This window comes from Aureimonas altamirensis, from assembly GCF_023702225.1.
GTDB classification, from domain to species: Bacteria; Pseudomonadota; Alphaproteobacteria; order Rhizobiales; family Rhizobiaceae; genus Aureimonas; species Aureimonas altamirensis_B.
Genome location: NZ_JAMQCO010000001.1, coordinates 392,628 through 412,985, shown reverse-complemented (window position 1 = coordinate 412,985; position 20,358 = coordinate 392,628). Strand labels below are relative to the sequence as shown.

Sequence of the window (20,358 nt, the reverse complement as noted above, 5' to 3'; positions counted from 1 at the left end):
GAAGTCTCCAGTTCGATAGGATCAGGCGGCGGCGGCCATCAGTGGCCGCGCGACCAGGCGTTCGCCGTTCTGGCCGGTGATCTCGGCCTCGACGATTTCGCCGGGGGCGCCGACCGCGATGTCGGCAAGGGTAAAGTCTTCGGCGCGGCCGAGGCCTTCGCGTTCCACCAGGATTTTCTGGCGCGTGCCAACCAGCCGCGCCAGATGCGCCGCATGCGCGGCCTCGCCGCGTGCGCGCAGGCGTGCGGCGCGCTCCTTGCCGATGGCCTTGGGCAGCTGCGGCATGCGCGCGGCGGGCGTGCCCTTGCGCGGCGAAAAGGGAAAGACGTGAAGATGCGTCAGCCCGCACTCTTCCACGAGCCGCAGCGAATTCTCGAACATCGCGTCCGTTTCCGTCGGAAAGCCTGCGATGATGTCGGCGCCATAGACGATATCGGGTCGGCGGGAGCGCATTTCGGCACAGAAGGCGATGGCGTCCTCGCGGCTGTGACGCCGTTTCATGCGCTTCAGGATCATGTTGTCGCCGGCCTGCAGCGACAGATGCAGATGCGGCATCAGCCGCGTTTCCGTGCCGATGGCGTCCATCAGGGCCGGATCGGCCTCGATGGAGTCGATGGAAGACAGGCGCAGCCGGGGCAGGTCGGGCACATGCCGAAGGATGGCCTGCACCAGCGCCCCAAGGCGCGGCGCGCCCGGCAGGTCCGCGCCCCAGCTCGTCATGTCGACGCCGGACAGCACCACCTCCCGGTAACCGGAATCCACCAGGCGGCGTACCTGCGCCACGGCGGCCCCCATGGGCACCGAGCGGGAGTTGCCGCGTCCGAAGGGGATGATGCAGAAGGTGCAGCGGTGGTCGCAGCCGTTCTGCACCTGCACGATGGCGCGGGCGCGGCCCTCGATGGCGTCCACCATGTGGCCGGCCGTCTCGCGCACGCTCATGATGTCGTTGACGCGCACCTTTTCTTCGGCGGAAACGCCGAAATCGGGCAGGCTTCGATAGCTGTCGGCCTTCAACTTGTCGTCATTGCCGATGACGGCGTCCACCTCGTCCATCCGGGCGAATGTTTCGCCTTCGGTCTGCGCCGCGCAGCCGGTGACGATGATGCGTGCGGCAGGGCTGTCGCGGCGGGCGCGGCGTACCGCCTGACGGGCCTGGCGCACCGCCTCGCCGGTGACGGCGCAGGTGTTGATGATGATGGCGGGGGCCGCGTCGGCGGCGCCGAGGCCCGCGGCCTCGGCCTCGCGCTTCATGATCTCCGCCTCGTAGGTGTTGAGGCGGCAGCCGAAGGATATCACGTCGATCGCGGGCTTGCCGGGCATCAGTCTGCGCTCTCCTGCGGGGCGCGGCGGTGATCGCCCGTGACGGGGTCGAGCCAGCCGTCCCATTCCAGTTCAGCGGGCCCGGTCATCATAACATGGCCATCGTCGCGCCATTCGACGATCAGGTCGCCGCCGGGCACGGTCACCGTCAGGCGACGGCCGGCACGGCCGGTGCGCGCCGCCAGCACGGCCGCCGCGCAGGCGGCGGAGCCACAGGCCTGCGTCAGCCCGACGCCGCGCTCGAAGGTGCGCATCGTCAGCGCCGTCGGCCCCGTCACCTCGGCGATGCTGACATTGACGCGGTCGGGAAACAGCGGGTGATGTTCGATCTCGGCGCCAAACCTGGCAAGGTCCACGGACTGGACGCCGCGATCGATGAAGAAGACCGCATGCGGGTTGCCCATGGAGGCCAGCGCGGGCCGGGACAGGACCGGCGCGCCGTCCGGCCCGCTTTCCACCGGCGCGGCATTCGTGTCGTCGATGGCATGCGCCAGCGGAATGTCCTGCCAGTCGAACAGCGGCACTCCCATGTCGACGCTGATCAGGCCGCCGGGCAGGGCCCGCGCCTCCAGGATGCCGCGCCGCGTCTGCAGAAGGTATTCCTGCGTGCCCGTGCCCCGCCCGAGATAGAGGACCACGCAGCGCGTGCCGTTGCCGCAGGCTCCGGCCTCGCTGCCGTCGGCGTTGAGGATGATGATGTCGGCATCGGTGCCGGACGTCCTCGGGTCGTGGATCGCCATGATCTGGTCGAAATGCGTATCGGCCTTGCCCGCCAGCGCCACCGCCGCCGCCGGCGTGATGCGGTCCGGACGCCCGCGCAGGTCGGCGACGAGAATTTCGTTGCCGAGCCCGTTCATGCGGGAAAAGGGGACGTCGAGTGCCATGGCCGCTATATGCCGTCTTTCTGGATGGATTGCCAGTCGCCGCGGCTCAGCCCTCCCAGTCGGTGCCGACCGGGTCGCGCTCGAGTTTCACGCCTTCGCGCCGCAGCTCGCGCGCCTCCTGCCGGTCCTCCTCATCCATCTGTTCGGGTTTCTCGTCGGCGGCATCGACCTTGCCCAGCGCCAGGCGGAACAGGATGGGGAAATGGTCGGAGCCGGCCCGGTCCAGCCGTTTGATCCCCGCCAGCCGGAAGCGGGCATCGTGGAACAGATGGTCCAACGGCCAGCGGATGAAGAAGAATCGGGCATCGAAGGTGGAGTAGAAGCCGCGCCCGACGCGCGGGTCCAGCAACCTGGAAATGCGCTGGAACAGGCGCGTCGTATGCGACCAGGCGACGTCGTTGAGATCGCCCGTGACGATGCAGGGCAGGGTCTCCTTGCGGACCAGCCCTGCCACCGTCACCAGTTCGGCGTCGCGTCCATAGGAATCCACGACCGGAACCGGCGGCTCCGGATGGACGCAGTACAGGCGGAAGCGGTCCTCGTTGCGCAAGCTCACCGTGGCGGTGATGGACGGGATGTCGTCCATCACCAGCTCGCGCACCGCGACATCGCCAAGCGGCAGGCGCGAATAGAGGATCATGCCGTAGCTGTTGTCGAGCGGGTGCGAAACCCGATGCTCGTATCGGTCCGCGAGCGGCTCCAGCCCCTTCGCCCAGCCGGAATCCACCTCCATGAAGAGGGCGATGTCGGCATCGGCTGCGCGGGCGACGGCCAGCGCCTTGTCGTAGTGCCGGTTCGACTGCTTGACGTTGAACGACAGGATCGAAACGACGGACGGGTCGTCGTCAGGCCCGTCGAACGTCTGCGACTGCGGCTTCTTCAGCGGCGTGAACTGCATGACGGGCACGATCTGCGCGATGGCGACCGCGACAAGGCATGCGGAGGCGACCGGGCTGATCCAGCCATCGGCGGGCATCATGATGGAAAAGGCCAGAAGCACCAGCGTCGCCAGCAGTATCTGCAGGCGGGGAAACGAAAAGACGCGGACGAAGCCGTGCGCCACCCGCAGGAAGGACAGGGCGGTGGCGACGATGAGCACAAGCGTCAGGCAGGCCAGTATGATGCCCCAGCTCATCGCGGCTTGCCATCGGTACGGTCGGTCATTGCAGGCTCCAAGGTTGACAGGACGGCGGAGAAAGGCTTAAAGCGGCGCGATCCGCGACAGTTCCGTCCGCGAGCAACCGACCACGCCCCTTCCTTGCGGAAGCCACGTGGAGGTCACCATCCGCCAGCGAGTTTCGCCCGCGGATGCGTTTCGTTTTGGTTGCTACCGGTTGGAGAGGCCGCCGTCCATCCCCATTCTGGCGTTCGGCGCGGTGCCGTACGAGACGAATGGAAAGGAAAGCGATGTTCGAATCCCTTCAGGACCGGCTCGGGTCCATCCTGAACGGCCTTACCGGCCGCGGCGCCCTGTCCGACAAAGACGTGTCGGCAGCGCTGCGCGAGGTGCGCCGTGCCTTGCTGGAAGCGGACGTCGCCCTGGAGGTGGTGCGCGACTTCACCGACAAGGTGCGCGAGAAGGCCGTTGGAGCCGAGATCGTCAAGTCGATCAAGCCTGGGCAGATGGTGGTCAAGATCGTCCATGACGAGCTTGTGGCCATGCTGGGCTCGGAGCAGGTCTCCATCGACCTGAACGCCCCCGCGCCGGTGACGATCATGATGGTCGGCCTTCAGGGCTCGGGCAAGACGACCACGACGGGCAAGATCGCCAAGCGGCTGACCGAGCGCCAGCGCAAGAAGGTGCTGATGGCCTCGCTCGATACGCGGCGGCCCGCGGCACAGGAGCAGCTACGTATCCTCGGCGAGCAGACGGGCGTCGCCACCCTGCCGATCATCGCGGGCCAGGGCCCGGTCGAGATCGCGTCGCGCGCCACGCAGGCGGCGCGCCTCGGCGGCTATGACGTCCTGATCCTGGATACCGCCGGCCGCACCCATATCGACGAGCCGCTGATGGTCGAGATGGCCGAGATCAAGGCTCGCTCGAACCCGCACGAAATCCTTCTCGTCGCCGATTCCCTCACCGGTCAGGATGCCGTGAACCTTGCCCGCTCCTTCGACGAGCGGGTCGGCATATCCGGCATCGTCCTGACGCGCGTGGACGGCGACGGGCGCGGCGGCGCCGCGCTTTCGATGCGTGCGGTCACCGGCAAGCCCATCAAGCTGATCGGCGTCGGCGAAAAGATGGATGCGCTGGAGGAGTTCCACCCCGGGCGTATCGCGGACCGCATCCTCGGCATGGGAGACATCGTCTCCCTGGTCGAGAAGGCGGCCGAGAACATCGACGCGGAAAAGGCCGCGGCGATGGCCAGGAAGATGCGGTCGGGCAAGTTCGACCTCAACGACCTGTCCGACCAGATCCGCCAGATGCAGAAGATGGGCGGCATGGGCGGGCTGATGGGCCTGATGCCCGGCATGGGCAAGATCAAGAACCAGGTTGCGGCGGCAGGGCTGGACGACAGGCTGCTGAAGCGCCAGCTCGCCATCATATCCTCGATGACGGCGGCCGAGCGCGCCAACCCCGATATTCTCAAGCACAGCCGCAAGAAGCGCATCGCTCTCGGCTCGGGCACCGATTCCGCCGACATCAACAAGCTGCTCAAGATGCACCGGCAGATGGCGGACATGATGAAGTCCGTCGGCAAGGGCAAGGGCGGCGGCATGATGGGCAAGCTCATGGGCGGCCTCGGCGCCAAGATGGGCCTGCCGGGCGGCGCCGGCATGCCGGACCTGTCCAAGATGGACCCCAAGCAGCTCGAGGAAATGGCCAAGGCCATGCAGGCGGGCGGCGGGCCGGGCGGCCTGCCACCCGGCCTCGGTGGCCCAGGCGGATTGCCGGGCCTCGGCAGCGGCTTTCCCGGACTGCCGGGCCTGCCGCGCAAGAAATAGCGGCCTTGCGCCGCTTCGCATCCCGACTACCCGAAACAACGGCCTGAACGGCCTGACGACCAAGCCAAGAAGGAATACGAAATGTCCCTGAAACTGCGCCTTGCCCGTGCCGGCTCCAAGAAGCGCCCTTACTACCACATCGTCGTCGCCGACGCCCGCTCGCCGCGCGACGGCCGCTTCATCGAGACGGTCGGCGCCTGGAACCCGATGCTGCCGAAGGACGCCGAGCGCGTCTCGCTCAAGGAAGACCGCATCAAGCATTGGCTGGGCGAAGGCGCACAGCCGACCGACCGCGTGCTGCGCTTCCTCGACAAGGCCGGCATCGCCAACCGTCCGACCCGTTCAAACCCGGTCAAGGCCCAGCCCGGCAAGAAGGCGCAGGAGCGCGAGGCCGAGCGTCGCCAGCGCGAGGAAGACGCCGCCGCCGCCGCCGCGGAAGCTGCCGCCAAGCCGGAAGCAACGGAAGCTGCCGAAGCCGAATAAGGCTTCATGCGCCGCGCGCTGTGTGCGGCCCGGAGTGCAAAACCCTTCATCGTACCGGGCGGCAGGCCACTGCCGCCCGGAATCCGTTCAGGAGCGTGCGCGCATGACCCAGCTTGAAAACCCCGTGCTTCTGGCAACCATCGGCGGTGCGCATGGCATCCGCGGCGAATGCCGGGTGCGCAGCTTTACCGAGAACCCTGCCGACATCGGGGCCTATGGCCCGTTGGTGGACAAGGCCGGCGTGCGCTACACGGTGGCTTCGGCACGCCAGCAGAAGACGGTCGTGATCGTCCGCTTCAAGGAGGTGACGGACCGCAACCATGCCGAACGCCTCAACGGGACCGAGTTGTTCGTCGACCGGTCGGCGTTGCCGGACGAAGGCGACGACTTCTACCAGGCCGACCTGATCGGCCTCGATGTCCGTACCACGGGCGGCGATGTCGTGGGCGAGATCATCGCCTTTCACGATTTCGGCGCCGGCGACGTGCTGGAGATCAAGCCGGAAAGCGGCGCCACCGTGATGATCCCGTTCACCGAAGCGGCGGTCCCGCAGATCGACCTCGACCTCGGCTATATACTGGTGGAGCCGGTGGCAGCCGGGCTGGAGGGCGCAATCGAGGTGCGCTCCGACGAAGACGATCGCGGCTGACGGGCAGGGATCATGTTTCGCGCCTCCGTCGTCACGCTCTATCCGGACATGTTTCCCGGCCCGCTCGGCCAATCGCTGGCCGGCCGGGCGCTGGAGCGCGGGGACTGGAGCCTGGAGACCACGCCGATCCGGGAGTTCGGGATCGGACGCCACCGCACCGTGGACGACACGCCATCCGGCGGGTCTGCCGGCATGGTGCTGCGCGCGGACGTGTTGGCGGGGGCCATCGATGCGGCTTCGCCGGCAGGCGATCCGCGGCCGCGTTATCTGATGAGCCCGCGCGGCCGGCCGCTGACGCAGGATCTGGTGCGCAGGATCGCATCCGGGCCCGGGGCTGTCATCGTCTGCGGACGCTTCGAAGGCGTGGACGAGCGGGTCATCGAGGGCCGGGGCCTGACGGAAATCTCCATCGGCGATTACATCCTGTCGGGCGGCGAGATGGCGGCGCTGGTGCTGCTGGACGCCGTGGTGCGGCTGTTGCCCGGCGTGATGGGGAATTCGGAATCGGGCGAGGCCGAAAGTTTCGAGGGCGGGCTGCTGGAGCATCCCCATTACACCCGGCCCGCCGAGTGGGAAGGGCGGGGCATACCCCCGGTCCTGACATCGGGCGACCATGGTGCCATCGCCCGCTGGCGGCGCGCCGAGGCCGAGCGGCTGACGCGCGAGCGCCGGCCCGATCTTCTCCCCCCGCCGAAAAGCGCATGATCTTGACGATGCAGGCTCGACAGGCGCCGCAAGCTGTTGTATGAGCGCGCCTGATTTCCTCAGAAGAACTTGACCGTTTCGACGGCCATGACCGGCCAGCAATCCGGCATGAAATTAAGAGAGGCACCCTCATGGATATCATTTCCGAGCTGAACGCCGCCGAAGTCGAGCGTATCGCCGCCATCCGCACCTTTCCGGCCTTCTCGCCCGGCGACACGCTGCGCGTGAACGTCCGCGTCACGGAAGGCACGCGTACCCGCGTCCAGGCCTATGAAGGTGTCTGCATCGCCCGCTCCGGCGCCGGCCTGCAGGAAAGCTTCACCGTCCGCAAGATCTCCTATGGCGAAGGCGTCGAGCGCGTGTTCCCCGTCTATTCGCCGCTGGTCGAATCGGTCGAGGTCGTGCGCCGTGGCCGCGTCCGCCGCGCCAAGCTTTACTACCTGCGCGACCGTCGCGGTAAGTCGGCTCGTATCGTGGAGGCGACCAACGCCCGCGCCCGCAAGCTGAACGACGATGTCCGCGCCGCCGCCGCCGAGGAGCGCGCCCGCGCCGACGCCGCCAAGGCTGCCGCAAAGCAGGCCAAAGCCGCGGAGTAATCCGCGCGCCATCAGGCCATGGCACGACAGGTAGGGCGGTCCTCGGGCCGCCCTTTTTTTTGGCGGCCCCGTACCCCAGCTTGTAACCGTTCCATCCAGTTGATAATTTCAGGTCATGAACCGTTGCCGCTCCTATCCGGGCCTGCTGCCGACCACGCTGGGCTATTCCCCGCTGGACGACCGCGCCCGCCTGCCGGGCCGGTTCTTCTATCGGCAGATCTCCGCCGTCTACCTTATCGGCTGACGCGCCGGGCCGGCGGCCCGCTTCTCGTCCGACGACATCATTGAGCCGCAGCCCGCGTCCAGCAAACAGCGACCAGGCCGGCGAACCCTGAAAAGACCGATCATGAGCGCCAATCCACGTACACTCTACGACAAGATCTGGGACGACCACCTGATCGAGACGCTGCCCGGAGGCGCCGGCCTGCTCTACATCGACCGCCATCTCGTGCACGAGGTAACGAGCCCGCAAGCCTTCGAGGGGCTGCGCATGAGCGGGCGGCGCGTCCGCCAGCCGGGGCGCACGCTGGCCGTCGTGGACCATAACGTCCCGACCAGCGACCGCAGCGCCGGCATCGCCGACGCGGAAAGCCGCATCCAGGTGGAGGCGCTGGCGCGCAACGCTGCCGAATTCGGCGTCGAGTACTTCAACGAGGTGGACCGGCGGCAGGGCATCGTCCACATCATCGGGCCGGAGCAGGGCTTCACCCTTCCGGGCATGACCATCGTCTGCGGCGACAGCCACACCTCCACCCATGGCGCCTTCGGCGCCCTGGCGCACGGGATCGGCACCTCCGAGGTGGAGCACGTGCTGGCCACCCAGACCCTTATCCAGAACAAGGCGCGCAACATGCTCGTCCAGGTGGATGGGCAGGCGCCGGCCGGCGTGACGGCCAAGGACATCATCCTGGCCATCATCGGCGAGATCGGCACGGCGGGCGGCACGGGTTACGTCATCGAATATGCCGGCGAGGCGATCCGCGCCCTGTCGATGGAGGGCCGGATGACGGTCTGCAACATGTCGATCGAGGGCGGCGCGCGCGCCGGTCTCATCGCCCCCGACGAAACCACGTTCCGCTACATAGAGGGTCGTCCGCGTGCGCCGCAGGGCAATGCCTTCGAACGGGCCGTCGACTATTGGCGTACGCTTCATACGGACGAGGGCGCCCACTTCGACAAGGTGGTCCGGCTGGACGCGGCGAGCTTGCCGCCTATCGTCACCTGGGGTTCCAGCCCGGAAGACGTCGTATCCATAAACGGTGTCGTGCCCAACCCGGACGACATCGCCGACGAGGCCAAGCGCGCCACCAAGCGCCGTGCCCTGGATTATATGGGCCTGACGCCCGGGACGCGGATGACGGACATCACCATCGACCGCGTCTTCATCGGCTCGTGCACCAATGGCCGCATCGAGGATCTGCGGCAGGCCGCCGATTACGTGAAGGGGCGCAAGGTGGCCGACAGCGTCTCCGCCATGATCGTGCCGGGCTCGGGCCTCGTGAAGGCCCAGGCCGAGGCCGAGGGGCTGGACCGCATCTTCATCGAGGCCGGGTTCGACTGGCGGGAGCCGGGGTGCTCCATGTGCCTCGGCATGAATGCCGACAGGCTGTCGCCCAACGAGCGTTGCGCATCCACCTCGAACCGCAACTTCGAGGGTCGCCAGGGCTTCAAGGGACGGACCCATCTGGTATCGCCGGCCATGGCGGCCGCAGCGGCCGTCGCCGGACGCTTTGTGGACATCAGGGACTGGGCCTGACGCATTCTGCATCGGGCGGCACGGCAAGGCGCCGCCCGATGTGCCTTGCCTTGCGGCCACCGATTGGGCATTGAAGCGTTCATGGAACCTGTAGCGGCCCCGGATATCGACATCTCCCTCCTGCGTCTCAAGGATGCACGGGACCTTGCGCCACTGCTGGCGGCCTACAACCAGGCGATGTTTCGCGGCGCGCCCGGCGCCCCCGATACCTATTATGCGGAGCAGTTGCTGCAGGACCGCACGGGCGAAATCCTGGGTGCGCGAATCGACGGCGTACTGGTTGGCTTCCTCGTCTTCTACGACCTTCCGGATCCCTGGACAGGCATGCGATCGGGCCTCGCGGACCACATCTATGTGGATATGCGGCATCGCCGCAAAGGCATCGCGAAGGCCATGGTGGACCTGCTTGCCGACGAGGGCGAGGGCAGGGGTTGGTCGCGCCTCGTGCTGCAGGCACCGCGCAATGCGGACACGGGCCGCAACCTCTATGCCCGCATCGCCGAACCGGCCGACTGGACCAGCTACATGATCCGCTTTCTCGACCGCTGATTCGCGTTCACGCCGGGCCGCGCCGGCCATCTCCCGACCGACGCCATCGGCTTCGAACCGCTTAATCGATTAGGAAGTGGGCGCAAGGACGCAATCTTTTGCAGGACGCTTGATTTCGCGGGTGCAAAAGGTGTTTTAGAAGCGCTCCATTCGGCGCCAGGTGGGCGGCGCCGTTTCGGCAATTCATCCATCCGGCCGCATCCATGCAGCCCGGAATGCCCGCCCAACAGGAGAATCGCTTTGTCGGAGCTCAAATCCGCACGGCCGCTTTCGCCGCATCTGACGATCTATCGTTTCCGTCCCACCATGGCGATGTCGATCCTGCACCGCATCACCGGCTGCGCGCTGTATTTCGGCACGCTGCTGGTGGCCTGGTGGCTGGTGTCCGCTGCCAGCGGACCGGAGGCGTTCGCGACGGCGTCGTGGTTCTTCGGCTCCATCATCGGGCGGGTCATCCTGTTCGGCTATAGCTGGGCTCTGCTGCACCACATGCTGGGCGGCCTGCGCCACTTCCTGTGGGATACGGGCCATGGCCTCGATAAGGACACTTCCACCAAGCTCGCCATCGCGACGCTGGTCGGCTCTCTCGGGCTGACCGTGCTGCTTTGGCTCGGCATACTGATCTTCGGCTGACAGGAGAGCGCATCATGGACATGAGAACGCCTCTCGGCAGGGTACGCGGGCTTGGCTCGGCCAAGGAGGGCACCGGGCACTTCTGGCTGCAGCGGGTCACCGCCGTCGCCAACCTTTTCCTCGTCATCTTCTTCCTCATCCTCGTGGTGCGCCTGTCTTCCGGCACCTACGCGGATGTGCGGGCGGCCTTCGGCAACCCCTTCGTCGGCATCGCGATGGCAGCCACCATCATTTCCGCCGTCATCCACATGCGCCTCGGCATGCAGATCGTGATCGAGGACTATCTGCACGGCGCGGCGCGCATCGTCGCCATCCTCGCCAGCACATTCTTCTCGGTCGCCATCGCGCTCGCTACCCTTTACGCGATCGTGCGGCTGAGCTTCGGAGCTTGAACGACATGGCCGACACAGCAACCGGCAACGGACAACCCCATCGCGTCGCGCCTGCCGCCAACGGCACCGACTACAAGTTCACCGACCATACGTTCGACGTCGTCGTCGTAGGGGCCGGCGGCGCCGGCCTGCGCGCGACCCTGGGTGCGGCCCAGGCCGGCCTTCGCACCGCCTGCATCACCAAGGTTTTCCCGACCCGTTCGCATACCGTGGCCGCGCAGGGTGGTGTCGCCGCCTCTCTCGGCAATATGGGGCCGGACAACTGGCGCTGGCACATGTTCGATACGGTCAAGGGCTCGGACTGGCTGGGCGACCAGGACGCGATCGAATATCTGGTGCGCAACGCGCCCGCCGCAGTCTACGAGCTCGAGCATTTCGGCGTCCCCTTCTCGCGGACGCAGGAAGGCAAGATCTACCAGCGCCCCTTCGGCGGCATGACGACCGAGTTCGGCGAGGGGCCCCCGGCCCAGCGCACCTGCGCCGCCGCCGACCGCACCGGCCACGCCATCCTGCACACGCTGTACGGCCAGTCGCTGCGCTATGCGTCGGAATTCTTCATCGAGTATTTCGCGATCGACCTGATCATGGATTCCGATGGCGTCTGCCGTGGGGTCGTGGCCCTGTGCCTCGATGACGGCACGCTGCATCGGTTCCGCGCCCAGAAGACGATTCTCGCCACCGGCGGTTACGGACGCGCCTATTTCTCGGCGACTTCGGCCCACACCTGCACGGGTGACGGCAACGCCATGGTGCTGCGCGCCGGGCTGCCGCTGCAGGACATGGAGTTCGTGCAGTTCCATCCCACCGGCATCTACGGGGCGGGCTGCCTGATCACCGAGGGCGCGCGCGGCGAAGGCGGCTACCTGACCAATTCGGAAGGCGAGCGCTTCATGGAGCGTTACGCACCCTCCGCCAAGGATCTCGCCTCGCGCGACGTCGTCTCGCGCTCGATGACGATGGAAATCCGCGAAGGCCGCGGCGTCGGCAAGGGCAAGGACCACATCTTCCTACATCTGGACCATCTGGATCCGAAGATCCTGCACGAGCGCCTGCCCGGCATCTCGGAAAGCGCCCGCATTTTCGCCGGCGTCGACGTGACGAAGGAGCCGATCCCCGTCCTGCCGACCGTCCATTACAATATGGGCGGCATCCCGACCAATTATCACGGCGAGGTGCTGACGCTGAAGAACGGCGATCCGGATACCGTCGTGCCGGGCCTGATGGCCGTGGGTGAAGCGGCCTGCGTGTCGGTGCACGGGGCCAACCGCCTCGGCTCCAACTCCCTCATCGACCTCGTCGTCTTCGGCCGTGCAGCCGCGCTGCGCTGCGCCGAAACGGTGGAGGCGGGGGCATCCCAGGCGCCGCTGCCGGCCGATGCCGGCGATCTTGCCGTGTCGCGGCTCGACCGTTTCCGCAACGCCAGGGGCGGCACCCCCACGGCGCAGCTTCGCCTGGCCATGCAGAAGACGATGCAAGACAATTGCGCGGTCTTCCGTACAGGCGAGGTGCTGGAAGAGGGGCACCACAAGATCCACGAGGTCTGGGCCAATTCCGAAGACGTGCAGGTGACGGACCGCTCGCTGATCTGGAATACCGACCTGGTCGAGACGCTGGAATACGACAACCTGATCTGCCAGGCGGTCGTGACGATGGATTCCGCCCTGGCACGGCAGGAATCGCGCGGGGCGCATGCCCGCGAGGATTTCCCCGACCGCGACGACCAGAACTGGATGAAGCACACGCTGGCCTTCGCCGATATGGCGGGCAAGACCGTGCAGCTTGCAGACCGCCCGGTTCATACCTACACGCTGTCGAACGAGATCGAGTACATCAAGCCCAAGAAGCGGGTGTACTGACATCGCGCCCGCGGCCGGGCCATCCGCGCCCCGGCCGCGGCAGCGAGGTTGCATGAAACGGTCGCTCGGCATCTACGCCATCAACCTGGACCGCTCTCCGGAGCGCTGGCAGGCGCTGGCCGAGGCATTCTCTCCGTTACCTTATGCGCTTCGGCGGGTGCCGGCGCTGGACGCCCGGCTGCAGCCGCAGGCGGTTCTGGACATGCGTGGCCTTTCCATAGCCCTGCCGCCTGCCGGGCTCGGCTACAGCATGGTACGGGGCCGCGAATATGTCCTGGTACAGGAGGCCTGCTTTGCCAGCCATCTCGTTGCGTTGCGGTGCTTCCTGGCAAGCAGGCACGACCTTGCCCTCATTCTGGAGGATGACGCAGTGCCGGGTCCGCGCACGGCGTCGGTGCTGGAGGCTCTTTGCGGCCTCGACGCGCCCTTCGACGTCGTGCGTCTGGAAGCGATCCGCCTGTCCGGTTCGCGGCCGGCCGTCAGGGTGGCCTCGCTGGGTGGGGACACGCTGGTGCGCTCGCTGAAGCCGTCCTCCGGCTCGGCCGCCTATGTCGTGACACGCCGGGCTGCCGAAAGGCTGATCGCGGCGGCAGGGCGCAAGCTCCTGCCATTCGACGATTATCTTGCCAATCCGGCACTGCACGGCTGCGACGTGGGCTATGTCTCGCCCCTGCCGATCCGGCAGGCCGAGGCGCCCAGCGTCATCGCGGAGAGCTATGATCGCAGCCGCCTGCGCCGGCAGCGCGGCCCGATGGCCTTCCTGCGGCAGGCGAGCGTTCGCATCCGGCTGCGTATCGGCCTGTGGGCGCGGGCTCTGCGCGGTGGCGGGATGCCGCGCAATTATCGCTGGTAGGCTTTGACAAAACTTCCGCGCGGATTAGCATTTCTTCCCGGGGGCGCCGTTGTCCGGGAGGGTGCGGCAGTGCGAAATGAATGGACTATCCTGTCACTGGTACTGTGCGCCGGTGTGCTGGGGCTGGCGTCTGGGCCGGCTGGGGCGCAAGGCAGTGGCGCACCGCCGCCGCAGATGTTTCCGACACCCGGCGAAGGGGACCAGGTCGGCCTGATCGCGGGCCTGTGCGGCGTCCAGATGAAGGATATGTCGCCGCAGGCCTGCCGATGCCTGGCCGAACGGTCGCAGACGCAACTCTCCGATCCGCAGCGCGACTACCTGGTGGCGACGGCCGTTTCGCCTCCGGTGGCGGACAGGATGCTGTCGGACGGCCGCGTCAGCCAGCCCGACCAGGCGGCGATCTTTGCCTTTCTCAACGATACGATGCGAACGTGCCACGGCGGCACCTTCGATGCCGATGCGCCGCCCTTGCCAGGCTAGTCGGGCTTCCGGCCGCAGGTTCCATCTGCTAAGCCCGGTTTCATGACGAAGTCTGGAGTGTCGCGGCGGATAGCCACAACCATCGGGCGTATCTGGCGCGCATCGCGTTTCGCGGTGAAGCGGCGGCTCGGCTTCATCGACCCGCCCATGCTGATGCCCTACGTCGGCTTTGCCGGCCGGGAAGGTCTATGGCTGCGGGGTCGGGTGCTGGAAGATGAAGGCGTCGTCTCCGCCCCCCATACGACATCTGCGCTTCACAATCTGTGGCTCACATTCAAGCGGTACGAGACCGATGAGATCGCCGGCGCGCGGGTGCGCTGGACGGCCGGCGAAGCCTCCGGCGTCGCCTTCAGCGACCATGCGGGCTATTTCGAGGTGGCGGCCGACGCGGCCCCGCGCGACCGGGCGCCCTGGATGGCGGTGGACCTGTCGCTGGAGCACGCGCCCGGCTATGCGCCGGTGGCACTTGCCGGGAAAGGGCTGGTGCGCGTCGTTTCGCCCAGCGCGCGCTTCGTGATCGTGTCGGATATCGACGACACGATCGTCCATACGGGCGCCAGCGAGATCATCAAGCATTGGCGCATCGTGACGGCGAATTCTCCCGAAAGCCGCGTGGCATTTCCCGGCGTCGCCGAATTCTATCGCGCGCTCGCCGATGGGGAGGACGGGCCCGAGACGAACCCGATCTTCTACGTCTCGTCCAGCCCATGGAACCTGTTCGACCTCTACGACCGGTTCATGGCGCTGCGCGGCATCCCGCGCGGCCCGATGCTGCTGCGCAACCTCTCCGGCGACGGACTGGACTGGATCCTGCGCCGCCACAACGGCCACAAGGTCCGGATGATCGAGCAACTCCTGTCGGCCTATCCGGACCTGCCGTTCATCCTGATCGGCGACTCGGGGCAGGACGACACCTCCATCTACCACGACGTCGCCCGGCGCTTTCCCGGGCGCATCCTGTCGGTGCATATCCACGATATAGGAAAGGCAGATCCGGCGGCCCGCGTCGGCAACGGGATCGGAGCGATCCGCGACCTCGGCGTGCCGGCGACGTTGAGCCGTACGCTGGTGGACGCTGCGGAGATGGGCGAGGAGATGCAGCTCGTCGCTCCCGGCACGGTGGAGGCCGTCCGGCTGGCCGTGGCGGCGGAAGCCCGCTCCGGGTCGCGCGCCTTCGGCATTTATCCCGGCCTCCCGATGGGCTGAACCGATTGAATCGCGTAAGCCTGTTGCGCCGCGAAATATTTATGTTTAGGCCCATTCTAAAAGCACCTTCAGGGCTTTCAGAGATACGTTCAGGACAGGTCCATGGTCGAACTCAGCCTCCCCCGGAATTCCCGGCCATCGAAGGGTAAGGTCTGGCCGAAGCCCCAGGGCGCGGCGAATCTGCGCGAATTCGCCATCTACCGCTGGTCGCCGGATGACGGCAAAAATCCGCGAATCGACACCTACTACGTCGATCTCGACGATTGCGGACCGATGGTCCTGGACGCCCTCCTGTGGATCAAGAACAATGTCGACGCCACGCTGACGCTGCGCCGGTCCTGCCGCGAGGGTATCTGCGGTTCCTGCGCCATGAACATCGACGGCACCAACACGCTCGCCTGCACGAAGGGCATGGACGAGGTATCGGGCGCCGTAAAGATCTACCCGCTGCCGCACATGCCCGTGGTCAAGGATCTGGTGCCCGACCTCACGGTGCCTTACGCCCAGTTGCGCTCGATCGAGCCCTGGCTGAAGACCGAAACCCCCGCCCCCGAAAAGGAATGGCGCCAGAGCCACGAAGACCGCGAAAAGCTGGACGGGCTCTACGAGTGCATCCTGTGCTTCTGCTGCCAGACCTCCTGCCCCTCGTACTGGTGGAACGGGGATCGCTATCTCGGTCCGGCCGTGCTGCTGCAGGCTTATCGCTGGTTGATCGATTCGCGCGACGAGGCGACAGGCGAGCGGCTCGACCAGCTCGAAGACCCGTTCCGGCTCTATCGCTGCCACACGATCATGAACTGCACCCAGACCTGCCCGAAGGGCCTCAACCCGGCGAAGGCCATTGCCGAGATCAAGAAGATGATGGTCGAGCGGCGCGTCTGACGCCAGCCTTCACTTCGGCGTAATGTCGGCCCAGCATGCCTGTCTCCGTTCAAGGATCGTGGAGGCAGGCATGCTGGGCCGTATCGCATTCGCCTTCGGGCTTGCCGCCGCCTTTGCGGGCGGAACCGCCATGGCAGCCGAACAGACGGTCGTCTTTGCCGGCGGGTGCTTCTGGTCGGTGGAAGCGCACCTGGAATCGATCCCCGGCGTCGTGTCGGCCGTCTCTGGTTTCACCGGGGGTGAAACCAGGGACCCCACCTATCGGCAGGTTGTCGGTGGCGGCACGGGCCACATGGAAGCGGTGCAGGTGACCTTCGATCCGGAGCGTGTCTCCTACGAAGATCTGTTGAACGCCTTCTGGCATTCCATCGACCCGACCGATCCCGATGGGCAGTTCTGCGACAAGGGTTCGCAATATCGCACCGCCGTCTTCTATGCATCGCTCGCGCAGGAGGCTGCTGCGGAAGCTTCCAGGGAGTCGGTCCGGAGGGAGCTTGGACAGGCGGTTTCCACACGGATACTTCCTGCCTTGCCCTTCTATGCCGCAGAAGACTACCATCAGGACTTCGCGAAGAATAATCCCGCACGCTACGAGGCCTATCGCGTCGGCTGCGGACGGGATCGGGCGTTGCGGGCCGTATGGGGCGAGCGGGCCTTCGCCGGCCTGCCGGCAAACCATTGAGGCGCTAACCAAAGGAGTATCGGACCGGCATGTGGAGATGGATCGCCCGCTTCGACAAACCCTGCCGCGGCTTTCTGGCAGTCATTCTTGTCGCGGTTTCCATCGTTGCCGTGCGGGCCGAGGCGGCGGAGGAATGGGTGGTGCGGCAGAGCCGGCACGACGTGGCGGAAACGACGCGGCGGCTCGAGGATGCGGTCGTGCGTTCCGGTTCTGTCGTCCTTGCGGTGATCGACCATCAGGATGCCGCGCGGCAGGTGGGGGAGACCATCGCTCCCACCACGGTGGTCCTGTTCGCCAAGCCGAAGCTGTCCACCCCGCTGATGCGGGAGAACCGGCAACTGGCCATTGATCTTCCGCAACGCATCCTGATCTGGGACGATGGCGGCAATACGCAGATCGGCTACATCTCGCCCTTCTCGCTTGCGGCGCGCTACGGCATGAGCGGCGACCGCCGCGAATGGGAGGAGATGCGCACCTCCCTCGAGGCGCTGGTGCAGGCAGCCGCGGCGCGCGGGGAGCGTCGACGCGAAGCGGGACAGCCCTGACGGAACCCGGCGCGGCCGTGACGGTTCTAGGCAGGAAGCGGGCTTCAAGGCCCGGAATGACAGCCAAGGGACATCACATCATGGCGAAGAAGCCGCAGGTGACGCTGCACCCAACCAAGAATTCGATGAACGAAAACCTGAGGACCTCCATGGTCGAGTTGCTCCAGAAGCATCTGGCCTCGTCCATCGACCTCGCCTATTCCGCCAAGCAGGCGCACTGGAACGTCAAGGGGCCGAACTTCATGTCGGTACACCTGCTGTTCGACCAGTTGCACGAAGAAGCCGAGGAGTATGTCGACACCATCGCCGAGCGGCTCACCGCGCTCGGCGGACAGGCGCGCGGCACCGTGCAGGCAGCGTCCGAAGGATCGATCCTGGAGCCCTATCCCCTCGATCTCGTCGATTCGATGGGGCATCTCAAGCGCCTCGCCGACAATTACGCGACTTGGGGCAGCGCGCTGCGCGACGCCATCACCGAGGCGGACGAGGCCGGCGACGACCTGACGGCAGACCTTTTCACCTCGATCGGACGCGGCATCGACAAGTCGCTGTATTTCCTGGAAAGCCATTTCCAGCATAGTTGAGCGTGGGCGGCCCAGCACCGCCCTCTTTTCATCGCCGCGCGCAATCGTTACCTCAGCGGGCATGGACGAACCCGTAGAAGTAACCCGGGCACGACGCGGCAGACGGCAGGCGCACGCCGCCGTCGCAGGCCTGTTCGGCGAAGACGTCGTACCGGCGGTGCGGTCCGTATCGGTGCTGGTGCCGCTGCCGTCCGACAAGCCCTATTCATACGCACTGCCGGACGGGGTCGACGCTCCGCCCGGCAGCATCGTTGCCGTGCCGCTCGGGCCGCGTATCGTCGCCGGCGTCGTCTGGGACGGAGCGGCGGACAGCATCGACCCGGGGCGGCTGCGTGCCGTTTCCCATGTGTTCGATTGCCCACCGCTCAGGCCGGCGATGCGGCGCTTCATAGATTGGGTCGCGGCCTATACGCTGTCGCCTCCCGGTCTCGTCGTGCGCATGGCCTTGCGCTCTCCGACGGCGTTCGACCCGGAACCGTTGATCGACGGTCTGCAACTCGCCTCTACCCGCCCGGACCGGATGACGCCGGCCCGCGCACGCGTCTTGTCGGCCGCCGAAGAACACCCCTTATGGACGCGATCCGGCCTCGCCCATGCGGCGGGCGTTTCCAGCACGGTGGTCGACGGCCTCGTCCGCCAGGGCGTCTTCGAGCCCGTGCGCCTGCCGCCGCCCCCGGCCGTGGCTGCCCCGGATACGGCCTATGGCCGCGCCCGGCTGAGCGCGGCCCAGGCGGACGTGGCGGCCAGCCTGGCCGGGACCGTGACGGAAGGCGGGTTCTCTACCACGCTCCTGGAAGGCGTTACCGGCTCCGGCAAGACGGAGGTCTATTTCGAGGCCGTGGCCGCGGCGCTCGACGCCGGCCGCCAGGTTCTCATCCTGCTGCCCGAGATCGCGCTCACCCAGGCCTTCATCGACCGCTTCCACGCCCGGTTCGGCGCACCGCCCGCCGAATGGCACTCCGATGTGCCGCCACGGATGCGGGAAAAGGTCTGGCGGCAGGTGGCGGAAGGCCGGGTGCGGGTGGTCGCGGGCGCGCGTTCCGCGCTGTTCCTGCCGTTCGAGGATCTCGGCCTCATCATCGTCGACGAGGAACACGACCCGGCCTACAAGCAGGAAGACCGCACCTTCTATCATGCGCGCGACATGGCCGTGGTGCGGGCCTCGCTCGAAAGGGTCCCGCTGGTGCTGGCATCGGCGACGCCGTCGGTGGAGACGCGGGTCAACGCCGCGCAAGGGCGGTACGGGCACCTGCGGCTGGGCGCGCGTTTCGAATCCGCGGCGCTTCCGGAACTGTCGCTCGTCGACATGCGGCGCCACCCTCCCGAGCGCGGCCGGTTCGTATCTCCGGTGCTGGCCGCCGCCATCGAGGAAACGGTGCGACGCGGCGAGCAGGCGCTGCTGTTCCTCAACCGCCGGGGCTATGCGCCGCTGACCCTGTGCCGGTCCTGCGGGCACCGCTTCCAGTGCACGCAATGCTCGACCTGGCTGGTCGACCATCGGCTGCGCGGCCAGCTCGTCTGCCACCATTGCGGCTACAGCGAGAAGCGGCCGGAGGCCTGCCCCGAATGCGGCACGGTGGACCATCTGGTGCCCTGCGGACCGGGCGTCGAGCGAATCGCCGAGGAAATGCTGGAGCGCTATCCGGACGCGCGCACCGTACTGCTGTCATCGGATCTGCCGGGCGGAGCGCGGCGCATGCGCCGCGAGCTGGACGCCATCGCGGAAGGCGAGGCGGACATCGTCATCGGCACGCAACTCGTGGCCAAGGGACATCACTTCCCGCTGATGACCCTCGTCGGCGCCATCGATGCCGATCTCGGCCTTGCGAACGGCGATCCGCGCGCGGCCGAGCGCACGTTCCAGCTTCTCCATCAGGTGACGGGCAGGGCAGGGCGCACGGGACGCGCCAGCCGCGGGCTGATCCAGACATGGCAACCGGAGCACCCCGTCATGCAGGCTATCGCCAGCGGCGATGCCGAACGGTTCTATGCCCGCGAGGTGGGGGAGCGGGAGCGCGCGCTGATGCCGCCCTTCGGCCGGCTGGCCGCGATCATCGTTTCGGCCGTGACGCGCAAGGAAGCGGAAGACCATGGCCGCGCCCTGCGCGCCGCCGCGCCAGACGGCAGCGGCATCGAGGTGCTCGGCCCGGCGGAAGCGCCGCTGGCGGTGCTGCGCGGGCGCCATCGCTTCCGGCTTCTCTGCCACGGGCCGCGACAGGAATCGATGCAGGCCTTCCTGCGGGCGCTGTTCGCGGCGGCGCCGAGGCCGCGCGGCTCGGTACAGGTGCAGGTGGACGTGGATCCGCAGAGCTTTCTCTGAACGATCACGCAATGGTGAAACCACGTTCGGACAAGCC

22 protein-coding genes are annotated in these 20,358 nt (G+C 67.1%); 19 read left to right on the top strand and 3 right to left on the bottom strand.

What is annotated here, in order from left to right; translation table 11 throughout:
- Positions 1-21 precede the first annotated feature (21 nt).
- The 3 genes from mtaB to NDN16_RS01960 are packed head-to-tail and all read right to left on the bottom strand — an operon-like array spanning position 22 to position 3,339.
- Positions 22-1,320 (bottom strand): tRNA (N(6)-L-threonylcarbamoyladenosine(37)-C(2))-methylthiotransferase MtaB, encoded by a 1,299-nt coding sequence (mtaB, locus tag NDN16_RS01970; protein ID WP_251111929.1) that lies wholly within the window; start codon positions 1,318-1,320, stop codon positions 22-24.
- Positions 1,320-2,204, bottom strand: a complete 885-nt coding sequence (dapF, locus tag NDN16_RS01965) for a diaminopimelate epimerase (RefSeq protein WP_251111928.1) — start codon at positions 2,202-2,204, stop codon at positions 1,320-1,322. Before dapF ends, mtaB begins: the two co-directional genes overlap by 1 nt.
- A 46-nt stretch (positions 2,205-2,250) precedes the next feature.
- The gene (locus NDN16_RS01960; protein WP_251111927.1) at positions 2,251-3,339 is read right to left on the bottom strand and encodes an endonuclease/exonuclease/phosphatase family protein; all 1,089 of its coding nucleotides are present in this window, start codon (positions 3,337-3,339) and stop codon (positions 2,251-2,253) included.
- 272 nt (positions 3,340-3,611) lie between these two features.
- Between NDN16_RS01960 and ffh the strand changes: the two genes are divergently transcribed.
- The 19 genes from ffh to NDN16_RS01870 all read left to right on the top strand — a co-directional run bounded on the left by ffh (position 3,612) and on the right by NDN16_RS01870 (position 20,321).
- The gene (gene ffh, locus NDN16_RS01955; protein WP_251111926.1) at positions 3,612-5,150 is read left to right on the top strand and encodes a signal recognition particle protein; all 1,539 of its coding nucleotides are present in this window, start codon (positions 3,612-3,614) and stop codon (positions 5,148-5,150) included.
- 81 nt (positions 5,151-5,231) lie between these two features.
- Complete coding sequence (rpsP, locus tag NDN16_RS01950) at positions 5,232-5,633, top strand: 30S ribosomal protein S16 (protein ID WP_060605206.1); 402 nt, start codon at positions 5,232-5,234, stop codon at positions 5,631-5,633.
- Positions 5,634-5,736: 103 nt separating this feature from the next.
- The gene (gene rimM, locus NDN16_RS01945) at positions 5,737-6,282 is read left to right on the top strand and encodes a ribosome maturation factor RimM (protein ID WP_251111925.1); all 546 of its coding nucleotides are present in this window, start codon (positions 5,737-5,739) and stop codon (positions 6,280-6,282) included.
- Positions 6,283-6,294: 12 nt separating this feature from the next.
- A complete protein-coding gene (gene trmD, locus NDN16_RS01940) occupies positions 6,295-6,987 on the top strand; it encodes a tRNA (guanosine(37)-N1)-methyltransferase TrmD (protein WP_285292301.1) in 693 nt (230 codons plus the stop codon).
- A gap of 131 nt (positions 6,988-7,118) precedes the next feature.
- Positions 7,119-7,583, top strand: a complete 465-nt coding sequence (rplS, locus tag NDN16_RS01935; RefSeq protein ID WP_251111924.1) for a 50S ribosomal protein L19 — start codon at positions 7,119-7,121, stop codon at positions 7,581-7,583.
- A gap of 115 nt (positions 7,584-7,698) precedes the next feature.
- On the top strand, positions 7,699-7,827 hold the full coding sequence (locus NDN16_RS20865) for a hypothetical protein (RefSeq protein ID WP_285292299.1): 129 nt from the start codon (positions 7,699-7,701) through the stop codon (positions 7,825-7,827).
- Between the two features lie 102 nt (positions 7,828-7,929).
- Positions 7,930-9,339 carry a 3-isopropylmalate dehydratase large subunit gene (leuC, locus tag NDN16_RS01930; protein ID WP_251111923.1) on the top strand — a complete coding sequence of 470 codons (1,410 nt, stop codon included), beginning with the start codon at positions 7,930-7,932 and terminating at the stop codon, positions 9,337-9,339.
- Positions 9,340-9,420: 81 nt separating this feature from the next.
- Entirely contained in the window at positions 9,421-9,888 is a 468-nt protein-coding gene (locus NDN16_RS01925; protein ID WP_251111922.1) for a GNAT family N-acetyltransferase, read from the top strand.
- 240 nt (positions 9,889-10,128) lie between these two features.
- The gene (gene sdhC / locus NDN16_RS01920; protein WP_251111921.1) at positions 10,129-10,521 is read left to right on the top strand and encodes a succinate dehydrogenase, cytochrome b556 subunit; all 393 of its coding nucleotides are present in this window, start codon (positions 10,129-10,131) and stop codon (positions 10,519-10,521) included.
- A 14-nt stretch (positions 10,522-10,535) separates the two neighbouring features.
- Positions 10,536-10,913: a succinate dehydrogenase, hydrophobic membrane anchor protein gene (sdhD, locus tag NDN16_RS01915; protein ID WP_251111920.1), complete on the top strand. Its 378-nt coding sequence runs from the start codon at positions 10,536-10,538 to the stop codon at positions 10,911-10,913.
- Positions 10,914-10,918: 5 nt separating this feature from the next.
- A complete protein-coding gene (gene sdhA / locus NDN16_RS01910; RefSeq protein WP_251111919.1) occupies positions 10,919-12,769 on the top strand; it encodes a succinate dehydrogenase flavoprotein subunit in 1,851 nt (616 codons plus the stop codon).
- Positions 12,770-12,821: 52 nt separating this feature from the next.
- A complete protein-coding gene (locus tag NDN16_RS01905) occupies positions 12,822-13,622 on the top strand; it encodes a glycosyltransferase family 25 protein (protein ID WP_251111918.1) in 801 nt (266 codons plus the stop codon).
- Positions 13,623-13,691: 69 nt separating this feature from the next.
- The gene (locus tag NDN16_RS01900; RefSeq protein WP_251111917.1) at positions 13,692-14,102 is read left to right on the top strand and encodes a hypothetical protein; all 411 of its coding nucleotides are present in this window, start codon (positions 13,692-13,694) and stop codon (positions 14,100-14,102) included.
- A 42-nt stretch (positions 14,103-14,144) separates the two neighbouring features.
- Positions 14,145-15,308, top strand: a complete 1,164-nt coding sequence (locus NDN16_RS01895; RefSeq protein WP_251111916.1) for an App1 family protein — start codon at positions 14,145-14,147, stop codon at positions 15,306-15,308.
- 102 nt (positions 15,309-15,410) lie between these two features.
- Positions 15,411-16,190, top strand: coding sequence for a succinate dehydrogenase iron-sulfur subunit (locus tag NDN16_RS01890; protein ID WP_251111915.1), 780 nt, complete (start codon positions 15,411-15,413; stop codon positions 16,188-16,190).
- A gap of 70 nt (positions 16,191-16,260) precedes the next feature.
- Positions 16,261-16,872 carry a peptide-methionine (S)-S-oxide reductase MsrA gene (gene msrA / locus NDN16_RS01885; RefSeq protein WP_251111914.1) on the top strand — a complete coding sequence of 204 codons (612 nt, stop codon included), beginning with the start codon at positions 16,261-16,263 and terminating at the stop codon, positions 16,870-16,872.
- Positions 16,873-16,901: 29 nt separating this feature from the next.
- Positions 16,902-17,417, top strand: coding sequence for a DUF302 domain-containing protein (locus tag NDN16_RS01880; protein ID WP_251111913.1), 516 nt, complete (start codon positions 16,902-16,904; stop codon positions 17,415-17,417).
- An 80-nt stretch (positions 17,418-17,497) separates the two neighbouring features.
- Positions 17,498-18,001 (top strand): DNA starvation/stationary phase protection protein Dps, encoded by a 504-nt coding sequence (gene dps, locus NDN16_RS01875; RefSeq protein ID WP_251111912.1) that lies wholly within the window; start codon positions 17,498-17,500, stop codon positions 17,999-18,001.
- A gap of 61 nt (positions 18,002-18,062) precedes the next feature.
- Positions 18,063-20,321, top strand: coding sequence for a primosomal protein N' (locus tag NDN16_RS01870; RefSeq protein WP_251111911.1), 2,259 nt, complete (start codon positions 18,063-18,065; stop codon positions 20,319-20,321).
- Positions 20,322-20,358: the final 37 nt, after the last annotated feature.